The sequence below is a fragment of the Nonomuraea sp. B10E15 genome, assembly GCF_039871615.1.
Lineage (GTDB): Bacteria > Actinomycetota > Actinomycetes > Streptosporangiales > Streptosporangiaceae > Nonomuraea.
Genome location: NZ_JBDPMB010000008.1, coordinates 127,341 through 142,881 on the forward strand (window position 1 = coordinate 127,341; position 15,541 = coordinate 142,881).

The window sequence follows — 15,541 nt, forward strand, 5'->3', positions numbered from 1 at the left end:
TCGTGGGTGGTCCGCCGGTGGGAGTGGTGTGGTGAAGGTGGAGGAACGCTCGGCTGACGCCATCCTCGAGGTGCTCGCCGGAGCGCCGGAACCGCTGGGCGCGCGGCAGGTGCTGCAGGCGCTGAAGCTGGACACCGACCTGGAGATCAGCGAGGCCACGGTCGCCCGGCGGCTGCGACTGCTGGACCGGCGCGGGCTCACCGTGGCCGCGGGGACCAAGGGCCGGATGCTCACCTCGTCCGGCCGCCAGCACGTCGCCGCGGTGCTGCGCGGGCGCACCACCGCGACCCGGTTCCTGGAAGGCACGCAGGTACGTACCTCTGAAGGGCTGATCAACCTGCTGCGTGCGCGGCGGACGGTGGAGCCCGAGGCGGCCAGGGAAGCGGCGCTCGCCCAGGACAACGGCTCCTCGGCGGAGGCGCTCACCCGGCTGGTCGAGCGGCACGGCAGGCATTTCGCCGACGTTCACGAAGTGCCGCGGGACATCGCGCTGACCTTTCATCGCCGGGTGGCCAGGTGCACCCGCAATCCGATCGTGAAGGCCATGCTCGACGTCGTCCTCGATCCGGCGCTCGACCGCCTGGAGGCGGCCCTGGACGTCGTGCTCGACTCGCACCGTTCCGGCGAGGTCACGGTGATCGAGCACCAGCGGATCGCCGACGCGATCGCCGCGGGGCGGGCGGACGCGGCGGAGGAGGCGATGCGCGCCCACATGGATCGATTGCTGGACGAGGCCGGCCGCTTCCTCACCGAAGAGACCGCCCCCATCGTCGAGCGGCTGCTCACCTGGGGCATGCCCGGACCTACCGGACACGACACGCGCGGAGGGCCTGAGCCGGATGCCGATCATTGAGTTCACCGGCGTACAGAAGTCGTACGGCGACCTTGAGGTGCTGAACGGCATCGACCTGTCGGTCGCCGAGGGCGAGGTGGTGGTTCTGCTCGGCCCGTCGGGCTCGGGCAAGAGCACGCTGCTGCGCTGCGTCAACGCCCTGGAGGACGTCTCCGGCGGCACGATCGTGGTCAACGGCCGCGATCCGCACAACAAGGCCACGAACCTGAACGAGCTGCGGAGCGGAGTGGGCTTCGTCTTCCAGCACTTCAACCTCTACCCGCACATGACGGTGGCGCAGAACATCATGCTCGCCCCCGTCAGGGTGAAGAAGGTCTCCAAGGACGTGGCCCGCCGCCGGGCGATGGACCTGCTGGAACGGGTGGGGATGCCGGAGAAGGCGGACAGCCTGCCCACGCAGCTCTCCGGCGGGCAACAGCAGCGGGTGGCCATCGCCCGCGCGCTGGCCATGGACCCGGCGATCATGCTGTTCGACGAGCCGACCAGCGCCCTGGACCCGGAGATGATCCAGGAGGTCCTGGAGGTCATGGTCGACCTGGCCGGCAGCGGGATGACCATGGTCGTGGTCACGCACGAGATGGGTTTCGCGCGCAAGGTGGCCGACCGGGTCGTGTTCATGGACGGCGGTCGCGTCGTGGAGTGCGCCGCGCCCGAGGACTTCTTCGCCAGCCCGTCGACCGAGAGGGCCCAGGAGTTTCTGCGCCGGGTCTCACATATCTGACAGAGAGGTGCCTGTACGGATGAAAGGGGTCGTGTGCCTGGCGCTCGCGCTGCTCCTGCTCACCGCCTGCGGTGACCGCCCGAGGGCGGGGCTGTCCCCGGTGGCGGAGACCAAGGGCGGGACCGGAGTCAACTCGATGGAGAAGATCAGGAAACGCGGGGAGATCGTGTTCGGAGTCAAGTTCGACACCCCGCCGTTCGGGTCGATCGGGCAGGGCGAAACCGAGCCGGAAGGCTTCGAGATCGACCTCGTCACGGAGGTCGCCAAGCGGCTGAAGGTCAGGCCGAAGTTCGTCGAGGTCAACCCGAAGAACCGGGTGGCCAACCTGGACAGCGGGAAGATCGACGTGATCACCGCGACCATGATCGCGACTCGGGCGCGTGACAGGGCGGTCGACTTCTCCGAGCCGTACTTCGAGGACGACCAGCGCCTGATGGTGCGCGGCGACTCCAAGATCTCCAGCGTCGACCAGCTCGACGGCAAGACGGTGGCGCTGGTCCAGGGCTCGACGGAAGAGAGCGTGCTGAGGGAGAAGGCGCCGGGCGCGAAGATCCTCAGCTTCCAGTCCTGGCCCACGGCGCTGCAGTCACTGCTGCGCGGCGACGCCGACGCCGTCAGCACCACCGTCGGCATCCTCACCGGCCTGAAGTCGGCCGCCGACAAGGCGGGCGAGCAGGTCAAGATCGTCAGCCCGGGGATCGCGCAGGGACCGCTCGCCATGGGGTTCCGCCAGGGCGACGCCGCCCTCCGCGACGAGGTCAACACCGCGCTGATGGGCATGGCCGAGGACGGCACCTACGACCGCATCTACGCCAAGTGGTGGGGCAAGGTGCTGCCCGAGCCGTACGAGATCCGTGTCCTTCCCGCGGGGTCCTGAGCCATGTTCAACGACCTCAGCTGGTCCGTGGTGCTCGAGGATCCGGGCAGGAGCTTCCTGCTGCACGGCGCGTGGGTGAGCCTCCAGCTCGCCGTGCTCGCCATCATCGGCTCCACGGTGGTGGGCACGCTGGTGGCGCTCGGCCGCGTGTCGACGGTGCCCGCGCTGGCGCCGCTGCGCTGGCTGCTCTCCGCCTACGTCGAGTTCTTCCGCAACGTGCCGCTGCTCGTGCAGCTGGTCTTCTGGAGCTTCGGCATGTTCAGCCTGGACCTCGTCAGGGCCGCTGCCGCGCCGCTGAACCCGGTCTACAGCAACCAGTTCCTCGCCGGGCTGCTCGGCCTGACGATCTACACCTCGGCGTACGTGGCGGAGGCGCTGCGCAGCGGGATCCAGTCGGTGCCCAGAGGGCAGCTGGAGGCGGCCAGGGCCGGCGGCCTCGGCTACTGGACGGCGATGCGCGCGGTGGTGTTGCCGCAGGCGTTCGCGCTGGCCTTCCCCGCGATCGGCAACCAGTACATCAGCGCCACCAAGAACACCTCCGTCGTCATGGCCATCGGCGTCACCGACCTGGTCTTCCAGGCGCAGCAGATCGAGTCGGCCACCTTCGCCGCATTCGAGGCCTACACCGCTGCGCTCGTCATCTTCATCGTGATCTGCCTGGCCGAGTCCGCGCTGCTGGCTCTGATCGTCCGGGGAATGCTGACCAGGATGCGGCCGGGCGCCAGGACCGCCACCCCAACGCCGGCGTTGGAGGCGTGACCATGGGCGCGATCATCGACAACCTGCCGTTCATGCTGGCCGGGCTCTGGGAGACGGCGAAGCTGGCGGTGCTGGCCATCGTGCTCAGCTCCGTGCTCGGCGTGCTGGCGGGCGCGATGCGCTCGGCCCGCTCGCGGCTCGTCCGGTGGCCGGCGATCGGCTACATCCAGCTCATCCGCAGCGCGCCACTGATCGTTTTCATCCTCTACTGCTATTTCGTCCTGGCGGACCTCGGGTTCGACCTGACCCCCTTCTGGGCGGGTGTGGTCGCGCTGGGCGTGTTCACCAGCGCCTATCTGGCGGAGATCGTCCACGCCGGCATCGCCTCCGTGCCGCCCGGGCAGTGGGAGGCCGCGCGCGCCTCCGGCCTGTCCCAGGCGAGCACGATGCGTGACGTGGTGCTGCCCCAGGCGCTGCGCCGCATGGCCCCGGCACTGGTGTCGGAGTTCATCAAGCTGATCAAGGACACCTCGCTGGTCTCGATCATCGGGGTCTTCGAGTTCTTCCACCGGGTCGAGGTCACCAACTCCCGGCTGCTGACCGAGCCGTTCGCGGTGCTCGGCTTCGCCGCCGTCTGCTACTTCCTGCTCAACTATGGCCTCAGCCGCGTCGCTCGCCGTCTTGAGCTGCGGCTGGATGCCTGACGCATCACCTACAAGAAGGAAAATCACGCACTATGTCGGATCTACGGCTCAACCTTCCGTTCGTTGGCATCCCGAGCTTCCAGCGGTCGCCCATCGTGAGCGACCTCTCCCAGCTGGATGCCGACCTGGCCATCCTGGGGGTGCCCAACGACGAGGGCTCTCCCTGGTACCCGGGCGCGCGGATGGCACCGCGGGCGATCCGGGAGCAGTCGGTACGGTACGCCGGCTACGGCCGCATGCAGGCCAGGTCCGGATATTTCGACATTGAGGAGGACAGGCGCTTCCTCGAGTACGAAACCGCGAACCAGCGCATCGTGGACTGCGGCGACGTCGACATCATCTACTCCAACCCCGAGCAGACCTTCAAGAACATCACCCGCAACACCGCCCAGATCCTGGAGGCCGGAGCCGTCCCCATCGTCCTCGGCGGCGAGCACTCGGTCACCTACGGCGTGGTGCGGGCCTACGAGGAGCCGATCTGCGTCGTCCACTTCGACGCGCACCTCGACTACCGGCCCTTCATCCACGGCGCCGAATACGGCAACGGCAGCCCCATGCTCAAGATCGGGAAACTGCCGAACGTCGAGAAGATCGTCCAGATCGGCAGCCGCGGGATGCGGGCCGCCCAGGACGACCTCGCCGAGAGCCGCGCCAACGGCAACGACGTGTTCACCATGAAGGGCTTCAGGAAGGCCGGCATCGACGACGTGCTCGCGACCCTGCCCAAGGGCAGGAAGGTGTACGTCAGCGTCGACATCGACGTGCTCGACATGCCACTCGTGCCCGGATGCGCCTCCGCCGAGGCGGACGGCATGTCGTACGAGGAACTCCGCCAGACGATCTTCGCGATCGTCCGCGAGCACGAGCTCGTCGGTTTCGACGTCGTGGAGATCAACCCGATGCTGGACGTGGCCTCCAACGTCACCTCCCAGCTCGGCGCCCAGCTGGCCATCGAGACGATGGCCCGCGCCGTCGAGAACCCCGAATACCTGCGCCGCAAGGGCCGCCTGTCCTGACACCCGGTCCCGCGCGGGGACCTGACCGGCGCCCCGCGCGGCGACCACGTGGAGGATGATGTCCTCATGAGTCCAGCGCCGAAGAAGGCACCCGCCATGAGCCCCACCGGCGCATCGGTCGAGGAGTTCCTGGCCGCGGTGCCGGTCGAGACCCGGCGAGCGGACGCCGAGCAGGTGTCCTCGCTCATGGCGGAGATCACCGGGGAGCCGCCGGCGATGTGGGGCACGAGCATCGTCGGGTTCGGCGCCTATCACTACCGCTACGCCAGCGGCCACGAGGGAGACGCGCCCCTGACCGGCTTCTCCCCGCGCAAGGCGCACCTGGTCGTCTACCTGGTCGCCGGGTACGAGGACCGCTGTCCCGCGGCGCTCGCCCGCCTCGGGCCGTACAAGGCGGGCAAGGGATGCCTCTACCTGAAGCGGTTGTCCGACGTCGACCTCGGCGCGCTGCGCGAGCTCATCGACCACTCCGTCCGCGTACACCGAGGGGCGTAGCCTGACGTCCATGCAGAAGGTGCAGCTGAGTGGCGAGAAGGCGACGATGCTCGCCACTCTGTACGGCCGGGCCGTGGACGCCGAATCCCCCACCCCCATCCTGGGCGACACGATGGCGCTCGAAGCGATGCGCGCCATCGACACCGACTTCACGAAAGTCGGCTTGAGGCGCGGCGACGCCGTGACCGTCGCCATGCGCGCCAGACACCTGGACGACTGGACGCGCGACTTCCTCGCCGAGCATCCGGAGGCGATCGTGCTGCACCTGGGGTGCGGCATGGACACCCGGGTCCACCGCGTCGACCCCGGGCCGGGCGTGCACTGGTACGACGTGGACTTCCCGGAGGTCATCGACCTGCGCGAGCGCCTCTACCCGGCACGCGACCACCACACCGTGATCCCCTCGTCGGTCACCGACCTGGCCTGGCTCGACCGGGTGGAGGGCGACCTTCCCGTACTGGTCGTCGCCGAGGGCCTGACCATGTACCTCGAAGAGGGAGAAGGCCACGCGCTGTTCCGCGCGATCATCGACCGGTTCCCCTCCGGCCGGTTCGTGTTCGACGCGTTCAGCAGGCGCGGCATCAAGTGGCAGAAGATCAACCGGGTGGTCCGGCTCGCCGGCGCGACCCTGCACTGGGGAGTGGACAACCGTGCCGACCTCGAGGCCATCGACCCCCGGTTACGCGTCGTCACCGAACTGAGCGCGTTCGACCTGCCGGGATACGAAAGGCTCAAGCCCGGCTACCGCGCGCTGGTCGCGGTGGCGAGAGCGCTGCCGTTCATGCGCAGGATGGCCGTCTTCTACCGCCTGGACTTCCCCGCGTGACCGCCGCCGGACTGTTCAGTTGCCCACGCCGAGGTCGGCCATGAACGCGGACGGGTACCGGTCGCCGCGGGCCGCGTTCGGCGGCACCGCCTTCTCGATCTCCGCGAGGTCGTCCGCGGTGAGGCGCAGGTCCATCGCGGGCAGCGCCTCGGCCAGCCGCTCCCGCGTACGGGCGCCGACCAGCGGCACGATGTCCTCGCCCCGCGCGGCCACCCAGGCGATGGCCAGCTGGGCGACGGTGCAGCCCTTCGCCTCGGCGACCCGGCGCAGGGCCTCCACGAGGGCGAGGTTGTGCTCCACGTTCTCGCCGGAGAAGCGCGGGCTGAAGCCGCGCACGTCGCCGGGGCGGGCGGCGCGGTCGGCGGACCAGTGCCCCGAGATGAGGCCGCGGCTGAGCACGCCGTAGGCGGTCAGGCCGATGCCGAGCTCCCGCAGTGTGGGCAGGACGTCCGCCTCCACCGCGCGGGAGATCAGTGAGTACTCGATCTGCAGGTCGGCGATCGGGTGCACGGCGTGCGCCCGGCGGATCGTCGCCGCATCGACCTCCGACAGGCCGATGTGCCGTACGTATCCCGCGTCGACCATGTCCTTGATCGCGCCCACCGTCTCCTCGATCGGCACCGCCGGGTCCAGGCGGGCGGGGCGGTAGACGTCGATGTGGTCGGTGCCCAGCCGGGTCAGCGAGTAGGCCAGGAAGTTCTTGACCGCCTCGGGACGGTTGTCCTGCCCCCCGAACTCGCGGCCCGGCCCTCGCAGGGCGCCGAACTTGACGCTCAGCTGGTAGCTGTCGCGGTCCCGGCCGCGCAGCGCCTCGGCGAGCAGCATCTCGTTGTGGCCCATGGCGTAGAAGTCGCCGGTGTCGATCAGCGTGACGCCGCTGTCCAGCGCGGCGTGCACCGTTGCGATGCTCTCGGCCCGGTCGGTTGCGCCGTAAGCGTCCGACATCCCCATCGCACCCAGGCCCAGCGCGGAAACGGCCGGACCTGTGCGGCCCAGGGTTCGTCGCTGCATCACATTCACCCCTCGTTGTCGATGTCGCCACCATGCTGTGCCCGGGCAGGCAGGCGCGAAAGCGGAGCGTTCATCATGGGAGAGCCGCTCCCTGGCTCGGCCGTTGCCCCGCGAGGCAGGATGAAGGCATGCAACGTGTCCAGCTCGCCGACTTCCTCCGCCGCCGCCGCGAGGCGATCCGGCCGACGGAGGTGGGTCTGGCCGACAGCCCTCGCCGCCGCACCGCCGGCCTGCGCCGGGAAGAGGTGGCGATGCTCGCCGGCATGTCGGTGGACTATGTCGTACGCCTCGAGCAGGGCCGCAGCAGCCAGCCGTCGACCCAGCTGCTCGGCGCGCTGGCCCGGGCGTTGCGCCTGTCCGACGACGAGCGCGACCATCTGTTCCACCTGGCCGGCCACCGGCCACCGCCCGCCGACGGGGTGGCCCGCCTGGCCCGCGCGGGCCTGATGCGCATGCTCAACCTGCTCGGTGACAACCCGGCCATGGTGCTGTCCGACCTGAGCGAGGTTCTCGCCCAGAACCGGGCGGCCCTCCTGCTGACAGGCGACCACACCGGCTTCTCCGGCGACCGGCGCTACGTCGTGTACCGCTGGTTCACCGAGCCCGCCTCCCGAGCCACTTACCCGTCCGAGGAGCACGACCACCAGACCCGCCAGCTGGTGGCCGACCTGCGTGCGGTCGCCGGCCGCCGGTCCGGCGACCCGGTGGTCGAGGGGCTCGTCGACCGTTTGCAGGCCGCGAGCGCCGACTTCCGCCGGCTCTGGGCCGAGCACGAGGTGGCGGTCCGGCGCGCCGACCGCAAGACCGTGCTGCACGCGAGAGTCGGCCGGCTGACCATGGACTGCGAGACCCTGGTCACTCCCGATCAGGGTCAGCAGCTGCTGGTGCTCACCCCCGCGGACGCCGAGACGCGCGAGCGGCTTGAGCTGCTGCTGGTGCTCGGCATCGAGGAGTTCCCCTCGGGGTCAACGGTGAAATGATTCAATGTACGTTCGCATCCCGCCGATGAAGGAGTGACCGTGATCACCGACCCCACGCTCACCCGGATCGGCCAGGCGGTGGAGCTGCACCACCACCAAGGCCAGCGTGAGGCCGCCCGCGACCTGTTCGCACAGATCTGGGATGACATCGGCGGCGAGCAGGGCGACCCGCTGCACATCTGCGTCCTCGCCCACTCGATGGCCGACGTGCAGGACGACGTGCAGCAGGAGCTGCTGTGGGACCTGCGAGCGCTCGCCGCCGCCGATTCGATCACCGATGAGCGGGTGGCGCACGCCGGGGTGGCGTTTCCGGTGGCCGGCCTCTACCCGTCGTTGCACCTCAACCTGGGCGAGTGCTACCGCAAGCTGGGCGATCTCGACCGCGCCCGTGAGCATCTCCAGCACGCACAGGCCACGATCGGCGCGCTCGGCGACGACGAATATGCGCGGCTCATCAAGGGTGGTCTGGAACGGCTGACCGAACAACTCGGCTGATTCCACCGACATGCCGCATTCTGGAGCGGCAACAAGCGTGAAGGTCACATCGCCAAGTCCCAGACGCTCCATCCGGGCCCGCATGCCACGCTCCGATACGACGACTTGGCCGCATCCGAGAACATGAGGGTGTAGGCGAAGCATTTCCGCAGGTGGGCGAGCCGGCCATGCTGTGTATCGGCGTACGCGTGGACTCTGATCACCACATCGGTGCGATCGGTCCGAGCGCTGTAGGCCGTGAGGTCGACCCCGCGTCCGGCCAGGACTTCGTGGAAGTTCCCCTTGGAGGCCGACGCCGGTAGCGCTGAGAATTCCCGGAAAACCTCGGCCGCCGTTTTCTGCACGCGGCCCTCAGCCTCACGGCGTTGCATCTGCTCCCATTGCGAGTTGCGGTGCACTATCCAGCCGAACCCGCCGACAACAAGCGCGACAAGAACGACCACGAAGAAGAGCGCACCGATCGAGCCTTTGTCCCCGTCGGACTTTGCCCTGGCCGATGACTCCATGACGGCTCCGCTCGCGCCGTGACTTCCCTCACAGGACTTGCCTCTGACATCGATGTGAGGTTCTAGCGTATCCGCATGCAGATCAACGGAGCACACGTGCTGGTCACCGGGGCCAACCGGGGCCTGGGCCGGCAATTCGTCCTGTCCCTCCTCGACCGCGGCGCCGGCAAGGTGTACGCCACGGCCCGCCGGCCCGACCTCGTCGACGTACCGGGGGTCGTCCCGCTGCGCCTGGACATCACCGATCCGGAATCGATCGCCGCTGCGGCGGCAGCGGCACCTGACGTGAAGATCGTCATCAACAACGCGGGCATCTCGAGCGGAGCAAATCTGGTCGCCGGGGACCTGGACACGATTCGCCGCGAGATGGACACCCACTTCTACGGCACCCTGAACATGATCCGCGCCTTCGCGCCCCAACTGGCCGGCGGCGCGATCCTCAACGTCATGTCCGCGATCTCGTGGCTCGCCGTCGACGGTGCGGGCGCCTACCACGCGGCGAAGGCCGCCGAGTGGGCGCTCACCAACAGCGTACGCCTGGAATTGGCCGAACAGCGCACCCTGGTGACGGGACTGCACCTGGGCGCTGCCGACACCGACATGATGGCCTGGTACGAGGGCGACAAGAGCGCCCCCGAGGTGATCGTCGCGGCGGCCCTCGACGGGATCGAGGCGCACCGGCCCGAGGTCCTCGCCGACGACTGGAGCCGCCAGGTGAAGGCTTGGCTGTCCGCGGACCCGGACGTCATCTACCGGGAAGCTGCGGCCGCCCTCACGACCTGACGTGCCGCTCCTGCCGGCCATGGCGTCCACGGCCGTGACCTCGAAGAGGCCCTGATGGCGGGCCTTTCAGCTGCGCGCGGCCGACAAGGCCGAACCCGTGTACGTTACTGCCGCACACCACTTCACGAGATGCGACCCACTTCACCGGGTGAGCTGCACGGCAAATACCGGGAAGGTGTGCTCGATCTGCTCGTCCGGGCCGGCGTCCTCCTCGGCGGTGACCTCCCGCAGATCCACGGCACCGCACCCGGCAGTGTGTCCGCGGCCATCAGTGCGAGCACCGGTGCGGGACTGTCCACAGGCCGAAACCTGCCCCGGAACGGCAGACCACTCGGCTCGACGACGAGAGCCCGCTCCACGGACCCGGCGTCGAAGCCCTCCGGGGCGAAGCCGAACGCCATCAGATTGCCCCGAGCCTCCGCGTTCGCATTTCCCCGGTCGAGAACCAGTTCCTGATCCAGGAACGATTGCACAAGCCGCGCGAGACTCGCCGGCACCCACCAGCGCCGATCCCCAATGTGTCACTATCCGAGAACACACGCCAAGGCTGGGCGCTAATCGCTTCAGTCAGGTCTTTCCCCCGTGCTCCGTGTGGCAGACCTTTGTCGACGAGCTGGAGGTGCACACTTTTACGGAGACCGCCTTGCCTTCGTCGTAGCTCAGGTCCCGGTTGCCCGCGCCCTCGAACCTCGCTGTTCCCGAGCCTGCCACGGTCAGGTAGGCCACCACGCTGTTGGGGTCGCTGCCGTGGTGGTCTTCGAGCTCCAACCTCTCGTCGTATGCCCGGAAATACGCCCGCACCCACTCGCTGCCCTTGTGGCACTCGGCCCATACATCTCGGCCGCCCTTGTCATCGGTCGATTCGCCGGAACCGCTGAGGCTGGTGCAGTTCCATGCACTCACCGACTGCGCCGCCGCCGGCGAGGCCGTCGACAGGAGCGGCCCGATCACCGCGACAGCTGCCAGCGCGACAGCCGTTGATCTCGGTAGATTCATGAGCTGAATTCCCCCTGTGATGCCGTTGTGTTTTCATGGCTACGGTAGTGTGCGTCGATTTATCTTTGCTTTCGATCCGGTTGAGCGCATTACACGGGCCGGCGGTTCCCCGGTTCAGCCGACTCTGGCGTGGAACCCCGGGGGCGTTTACGCCCGGGAGGAAACGACAGCGCGGGAGGGCCGCCAGCCCGAGCGGTGCCGTGACGGCTGGTTGGTGTGAGCGGCTCAGCCTGGCCGTTTCTGGTTCTCGATGTACTCCTTGATGATGGACAAGGGTGCGCCGCCGCAGGAAGCGGCGAAATAGCTGGGCGACCAGAAATGCCCGCCCCACAGGTAGCGGCGGACATGGGCGCTGTACTCCTTGCGTAGCAGCCGGGCCGAGACGCCCTTGAGCGAATTGACCAAGACCGAGAGGGCGACCTTGGGCGGGTAGTGGACCAGCAGGTGGACATGGTCGTGCTCGCCGTTGAACTCGACCAGTTCGGCGCCGAAGCTGTCACACACTTCGATCATGATCTCTTCGCAGCGGCGCAGGATTTCATCGGTGAACACGCCGCGCCGGTATTTGGGTGTGAAGACCAAATGGGCATGCAGGCTGTAGACCACGCTACGGCCTCGCCGGATATCGGGATCCGGTTCCCATCGCGGTGACATGGACTGAACGGTAGTGTGTTCGATTGTGAGGCTGGTGGTGCAGGTGAAGCTGCTGCCGACGCCCGAGCAGGCGGTGGCCCTGGACGCCACCCTGCGCGCGGCCAACGCCGCCGCCATACGGGTCGCCGCGCTCGCCTTCGAGGCCCGCTGTTTCCGCAATTACGACCTGCGCAAGGCCGCCTATGAGCTGATCAAGGCCGAGTTCGGGCTGGCCGCCCAAGCCGCCCAGCATGTGATCAAGAAGGTGTGCGACGCCTACCGCACCCTGCACGCCACCCTGGCCGCCGGGCACCTCGGCAAGCCCGGCACGGCGCGGCGGATCAAAGCCGAAAGCAAACCCATCTCCTTCCGCCCGCGCGCGGCCCAGCCCTACGACGACCGGTGCCTGTCCTGGCAACACCACGACCGGACGGTGTCGATCTGGACCATCGCCGGGCGGCTGCGTGGCATCGCCTTCACCGGCTCGGACGGCCAACTGGCGCTGCTGGCCGCCCATCGCCGGGGCGAATCGGACCTGGTCTGCCGGGACGGCCTGTGGTTCCTGCACGCCACCATCGAAGTCCCGGACCGGCCGGTGGCCGTCCCGGATGGCTTCCTCGGGACCGATCTGGGCATCGCCAACATCGCCACCACCAGCGACGGGGTTCGGCACAGCGGCAAGGTCTTGAACGCGGTCCAGCACCGGCACCGAGAGCTACGCCGCCGTTTGCAGGCCAAGAAGACCAAATCGGCCAAGCGGTTGTTGAAGCGGCGGCGCCGCAAGGAGGCGCGGTTCGCCGCCAACGTCAACCACGTCATCGCCAAACGCATCGTGACCGAGGCAGAACGCACCGGACGCGGCATCGCCCTGGAAGACCTCCAGGGCATCCGCGAGCGGGTACGGCTTCGCAAGCCCCAGCGGGTCGCGTTGCATTCGTGGAGCTTCCACCAGTTGGGAGGCTTCATCGCCTACAAGGCGGCCCGGGCCGGGGTCGCGGTGATCTTTGTTGACCCGTCCTACACCAGCCAGCAATGCTCCCGGTGCGGGCACATCGACAAGCTCAACCGGCCCGACCAGGACACTTTCCTGTGCACGTCGTGCGGCTTCGCTGAGCACGCCGACGTCAACGCAGCCCGCAACATCGCCGCACGCGGTGAGGTGGGCTGGGCAGTGAGTCACGCTGCCGACGACGCGGCCTGAACCGTCGAATCCATCGACGGCGAGGAGCTGCAAGCTCGGTCCCTTCAGGGCCGAGAAGCTGACGAGAAGAAGGGTTTGATCAGAGCGGCCGCGCGGACCACCGCGGCGAGGGCATCGGGATCGTTGGTGCGGTGGTAGACGTCCAGGGCCGTGTCGGCGAGTTTGATCACGTGCTCATCCCCGTGCCGGACGGCGAGTTCGAACACCTCCTCCGCCGATCCGGGGACAACAGGCAGATCCCGGCGGGGTGTGGGTTCGCCCGGGGCGTAGGCGGCGGTCACCGCGGCCCCTGCCGCCCACGCCGCGTTGAGGCTGGCGCCCCATACACCGGCAGGCAACGCGGGTAGAGCCCGCAGCACGGCTGTCGGCGCCGTCGCGGTGTGGACCAGCATGATGGGATTGCCGTGCGCGTGAGCGGCGTAACGCAGGGTCGCCGCGTCCGCGAGCCCGGTGAGGTGCGCACGAGCTTGCTCGGCGTCGGCGGCCGGTTTGAGCGCGGTGAGCGAGGAGCCCCACTCGGTGATGCCAGCCAGCTGTTCGAGGCGATGGTTGATGCCCTTGCTCTGGTCCGGCACGCGGGGGATCCCGGCGAAGGCGCGCTCCGGCCCGGCGGCGCCGGACGGCGCGTCGACGCCCGCGATGGCCTGCCAGCGCGCTGCCCAGTAACCGAGTGACTGGCCCAGTTCGGCAAGACGCCTCTCGTCCTGCTGCCGCAACAACGCATGGATCGCATGCCCCGTGCGAATCACCCCGTGGGTGGCTCCGGCCGCGATACCGGGCAGCAATCGTGGCCACCAGGTTTCCAGTACGGCACGCCACGGCTGCTGCCTCAACTTCCTGTCGAAGTACGTCAGCCAGTCGCCGAGACGGTTCGGGTCGCCGAGCGCCTCGCGCCAATCCTCGGCGCCGATCGGCGAGATGCCGCGTGGAAGCTCGTCCAGGCGGCCGACGTATGCGTCGAGCCAACGGTGCACTTCACGGCTGTATCCGTGTCTGACCATGGATTCGACCGCCATCGGACCGTGGTTGGACAGCCATCCGTCGAACTCGGGGCCCGTCCTGTGCAGCCGCCCGTACGCTTCTTCCAACGTCCCGGTGTCATTCATGACAGTGGACGCTAGTGGCGATCGCCGGCACGCACCTCGGTCCCGCGAACGAGAGACCCTACAGCCTTGGACCTAGGCATGTGTACTCTGACCTTTTCGCGTGCCGGAGCCAGAGCACGCTCAGCTCTGCTGGGCCATTCCGCAAGGGGCGCCCCGCATGACCTGACCGCGGCCCCCGTCGCCGGCCTGATCGAAGCGCTGACCGCCACAGGGGTGAAGACCTGGAAGATCCTGGCCCGGTTGCGTCGCTGCCCGCTCCGCCACGACCGTGCAGGTGTTCCTCGTCCTGCCTAATCAGCGGCGAAGTGATCCACCGTCCGCGACCAAATCGGGCTGGCTCTGTAGGTGAAACGGGGAGCCAGATGTCAGTCAGTGGCTCTGTGCCGCCTGAGAGGGCCGGGGTCGTGTTGGTGAATTCGGGAGCCACCTGAGGAATAACGGTGGGAACATCGATGCGTTACTCCGCGTGAGGAGGCCACCCTAGCGGTGACGAGACGGTTCGACCCGACCGATGAGCAGTGGGCGGTGCTGGAGCCGTTGCCACCTGCGCCCAAGCGGCCGGGACGGCCATCGCTGTTCGGCAAGCGGCAGTTGATCGACGGGATCCGCTGGCAGGTGCGAGTCGGCGCCCCGTGGCGCGACGTGCCCGCCTGCCACGGATCCTGGTCGGCGGTCTATGCGCTGTTTCGACGGTTGCAGCGCAACGGGACCTGGCAGCGGATCTTGACCGCGTTGCAGGCGATGGCCGATGCGGCCGGGCACATCACCGGAACGTCAGCGTGGATTCCACCATCACCCGCGCGCACCAGCACGCCGCCGGTGCGCGTAAAAGCGGGATCTGCAGGCCGAGCCGCCCGGCGGCGAGCGTCTCGAACCGGCCGATCATGCGCTGGGCCGTTCCCGCGGCGGCTGGACCACCAAGCTGCATCTGGCCTGCGAGCAGGGTCAAAAGCGACCCGGCCCGGCCGCCGGGTGTCGCAATCGGACGCGCTCGCGCTGCCGGGGGCCACCTGACCTCTGCTTGAGAGATGGCCCTGTGAGGTTGGCCGGGGCGTGCGCCGCGCTGTCAGAGGCCCAGCGTCGCGAGGCGGCGGGACGGGCGGTGCCGTCGCCAGGCGGCGACCAGGAAGGCGATCAGCCCGAGCACGGGCAGCGTGCACAACGTCCAGCTCAGTGCCAGCGGCGGGCCGGGCTGCTCCAGCACGGTGACATCGGCGAGCGTGGCCGTGCCCTGGCCTTGCGGGCCGTTCACAGTGAAGGTGAAGCTCCACGGCCCGGCCGTGGGCAGGGCGTGGATGTCCAGGCCCCAGACGTCCCGTTTGCGTGGGTGGCGGGACAGCGGGCTCGTCCTGCGCATCCCTTGCTTCATGCCGGGGCCGGTCATGCTGAGGGTGCCGGACTTGCCGGTCAGCCCTCCGTCGGGGACGAAGGTGAAGTCCAGCGACTGCATGGCGCGCAGCGGCCAGGTGGAGAAGCCAACGGTCAGGTGGTAGGGGCCGGCCTGCACCCGCTCGGTGTGGACGACCCCGACCGGCGCGTACGCCTGCTCCGGCTCGGGCTCGGCTTGAGCGGCCGGGGAGGCGAGGAGCACGACCGCGCCGACGACGCAGGGCGCGAGGAGCGTTGTGAGACGCATCGG

General features: G+C 68.7%; 19 protein-coding genes. 12 read left to right on the forward strand and 7 right to left on the reverse strand.

The features are described from left to right. Nucleotides 1-31: 31 nt before the first annotated feature. The 8 genes from ABGB14_RS23585 to ABGB14_RS23620 all read left to right on the forward strand — a co-directional run bounded on the left by ABGB14_RS23585 (nt 32) and on the right by ABGB14_RS23620 (nt 6,191). On the forward strand, nt 32-853 hold the full coding sequence (locus ABGB14_RS23585; protein ID WP_347645985.1) for an FCD domain-containing protein: 822 nt from the start codon (nt 32-34) through the stop codon (nt 851-853). Beyond that, nucleotides 846-1,574, forward strand: coding sequence for an amino acid ABC transporter ATP-binding protein (locus ABGB14_RS23590; RefSeq protein ID WP_347646177.1), 729 nt, complete (start codon nt 846-848; stop codon nt 1,572-1,574). The genes ABGB14_RS23585 and ABGB14_RS23590 overlap by 8 nt, the downstream gene beginning before the upstream one ends. 19 nt (nt 1,575-1,593) lie before the next feature. After that, nucleotides 1,594-2,451, forward strand: a complete 858-nt coding sequence (locus ABGB14_RS23595; protein WP_347645986.1) for a transporter substrate-binding domain-containing protein — start codon at nt 1,594-1,596, stop codon at nt 2,449-2,451. A gap of 3 nt (nt 2,452-2,454) precedes the next feature. Next, entirely contained in the window at nt 2,455-3,210 is a 756-nt protein-coding gene (locus tag ABGB14_RS23600; RefSeq protein ID WP_347645987.1) for an amino acid ABC transporter permease, read from the forward strand. A 2-nt stretch (nt 3,211-3,212) separates the two neighbouring features. Beyond that, nucleotides 3,213-3,854, forward strand: a complete 642-nt coding sequence (locus ABGB14_RS23605) for an amino acid ABC transporter permease (protein ID WP_347645988.1) — start codon at nt 3,213-3,215, stop codon at nt 3,852-3,854. Nucleotides 3,855-3,886: 32 nt separating this feature from the next. Next, nucleotides 3,887-4,870: an arginase family protein gene (locus ABGB14_RS23610; RefSeq protein ID WP_347645989.1), complete on the forward strand. Its 984-nt coding sequence runs from the start codon at nt 3,887-3,889 to the stop codon at nt 4,868-4,870. Between the two features lie 66 nt (nt 4,871-4,936). Further along, nucleotides 4,937-5,365, forward strand: a complete 429-nt coding sequence (locus tag ABGB14_RS23615) for a DUF1801 domain-containing protein (RefSeq protein WP_347645990.1) — start codon at nt 4,937-4,939, stop codon at nt 5,363-5,365. 10 nt (nt 5,366-5,375) lie between these two features. Next, nucleotides 5,376-6,191 (forward strand): class I SAM-dependent methyltransferase, encoded by an 816-nt coding sequence (locus ABGB14_RS23620; RefSeq protein ID WP_347645991.1) that lies wholly within the window; start codon nt 5,376-5,378, stop codon nt 6,189-6,191. A gap of 15 nt (nt 6,192-6,206) precedes the next feature. On the opposite strand, the gene ABGB14_RS23625 is transcribed toward ABGB14_RS23620, so the two are convergent. Then, the gene (locus ABGB14_RS23625; protein WP_347645992.1) at nt 6,207-7,202 is read right to left on the reverse strand and encodes an aldo/keto reductase; all 996 of its coding nucleotides are present in this window, start codon (nt 7,200-7,202) and stop codon (nt 6,207-6,209) included. A 128-nt stretch (nt 7,203-7,330) separates the two neighbouring features. Between ABGB14_RS23625 and ABGB14_RS23630 the strand changes: the two genes are divergently transcribed. Together ABGB14_RS23630 and ABGB14_RS23635 are read left to right on the forward strand one after the other, a co-directional pair. Then, on the forward strand, nt 7,331-8,182 hold the full coding sequence (locus ABGB14_RS23630; RefSeq protein WP_347645993.1) for a helix-turn-helix transcriptional regulator: 852 nt from the start codon (nt 7,331-7,333) through the stop codon (nt 8,180-8,182). A 39-nt stretch (nt 8,183-8,221) separates the two neighbouring features. Continuing rightward, nucleotides 8,222-8,677, forward strand: a complete 456-nt coding sequence (locus tag ABGB14_RS23635) for a tetratricopeptide repeat protein (protein ID WP_347645994.1) — start codon at nt 8,222-8,224, stop codon at nt 8,675-8,677. Nucleotides 8,678-8,721: 44 nt separating this feature from the next. Here the strand turns inward: ABGB14_RS23635 and ABGB14_RS23640 are convergent, their stop codons facing one another. Continuing rightward, entirely contained in the window at nt 8,722-9,183 is a 462-nt protein-coding gene (locus ABGB14_RS23640; RefSeq protein ID WP_347645995.1) for a hypothetical protein, read from the reverse strand. A gap of 75 nt (nt 9,184-9,258) precedes the next feature. Here ABGB14_RS23640 and ABGB14_RS23645 point away from each other — a divergent pair, with 75 nt between their 5' ends. Beyond that, nucleotides 9,259-9,966 carry an SDR family oxidoreductase gene (locus ABGB14_RS23645; protein WP_347645996.1) on the forward strand — a complete coding sequence of 236 codons (708 nt, stop codon included), beginning with the start codon at nt 9,259-9,261 and terminating at the stop codon, nt 9,964-9,966. A 567-nt stretch (nt 9,967-10,533) separates the two neighbouring features. On the opposite strand, the gene ABGB14_RS23650 is transcribed toward ABGB14_RS23645, so the two are convergent. Continuing rightward, the gene (locus tag ABGB14_RS23650; protein ID WP_347645997.1) at nt 10,534-10,917 is read right to left on the reverse strand and encodes a hypothetical protein; all 384 of its coding nucleotides are present in this window, start codon (nt 10,915-10,917) and stop codon (nt 10,534-10,536) included. A gap of 270 nt (nt 10,918-11,187) precedes the next feature. Further along, nucleotides 11,188-11,616 (reverse strand): IS200/IS605 family transposase, encoded by a 429-nt coding sequence (tnpA, locus tag ABGB14_RS23655; protein ID WP_347645998.1) that lies wholly within the window; start codon nt 11,614-11,616, stop codon nt 11,188-11,190. Between the two features lie 25 nt (nt 11,617-11,641). Here tnpA and ABGB14_RS23660 point away from each other — a divergent pair, with 25 nt between their 5' ends. Beyond that, the gene (locus tag ABGB14_RS23660) at nt 11,642-12,796 is read left to right on the forward strand and encodes a transposase (protein WP_347645999.1); all 1,155 of its coding nucleotides are present in this window, start codon (nt 11,642-11,644) and stop codon (nt 12,794-12,796) included. A gap of 44 nt (nt 12,797-12,840) precedes the next feature. On the opposite strand, the gene ABGB14_RS23665 is transcribed toward ABGB14_RS23660, so the two are convergent. From ABGB14_RS23665 to ABGB14_RS23675, 3 genes are all read right to left on the reverse strand, one after another. Continuing rightward, on the reverse strand, nt 12,841-13,902 hold the full coding sequence (locus ABGB14_RS23665) for a questin oxidase family protein (RefSeq protein WP_347646000.1): 1,062 nt from the start codon (nt 13,900-13,902) through the stop codon (nt 12,841-12,843). Nucleotides 13,903-14,665: 763 nt separating this feature from the next. After that, entirely contained in the window at nt 14,666-14,851 is a 186-nt protein-coding gene (locus tag ABGB14_RS23670) for a hypothetical protein (RefSeq protein ID WP_347646001.1), read from the reverse strand. Nucleotides 14,852-14,968: 117 nt separating this feature from the next. Then, complete coding sequence (locus ABGB14_RS23675; protein ID WP_347646002.1) at nt 14,969-15,538, reverse strand: hypothetical protein; 570 nt, start codon at nt 15,536-15,538, stop codon at nt 14,969-14,971. Nucleotides 15,539-15,541: the final 3 nt, after the last annotated feature.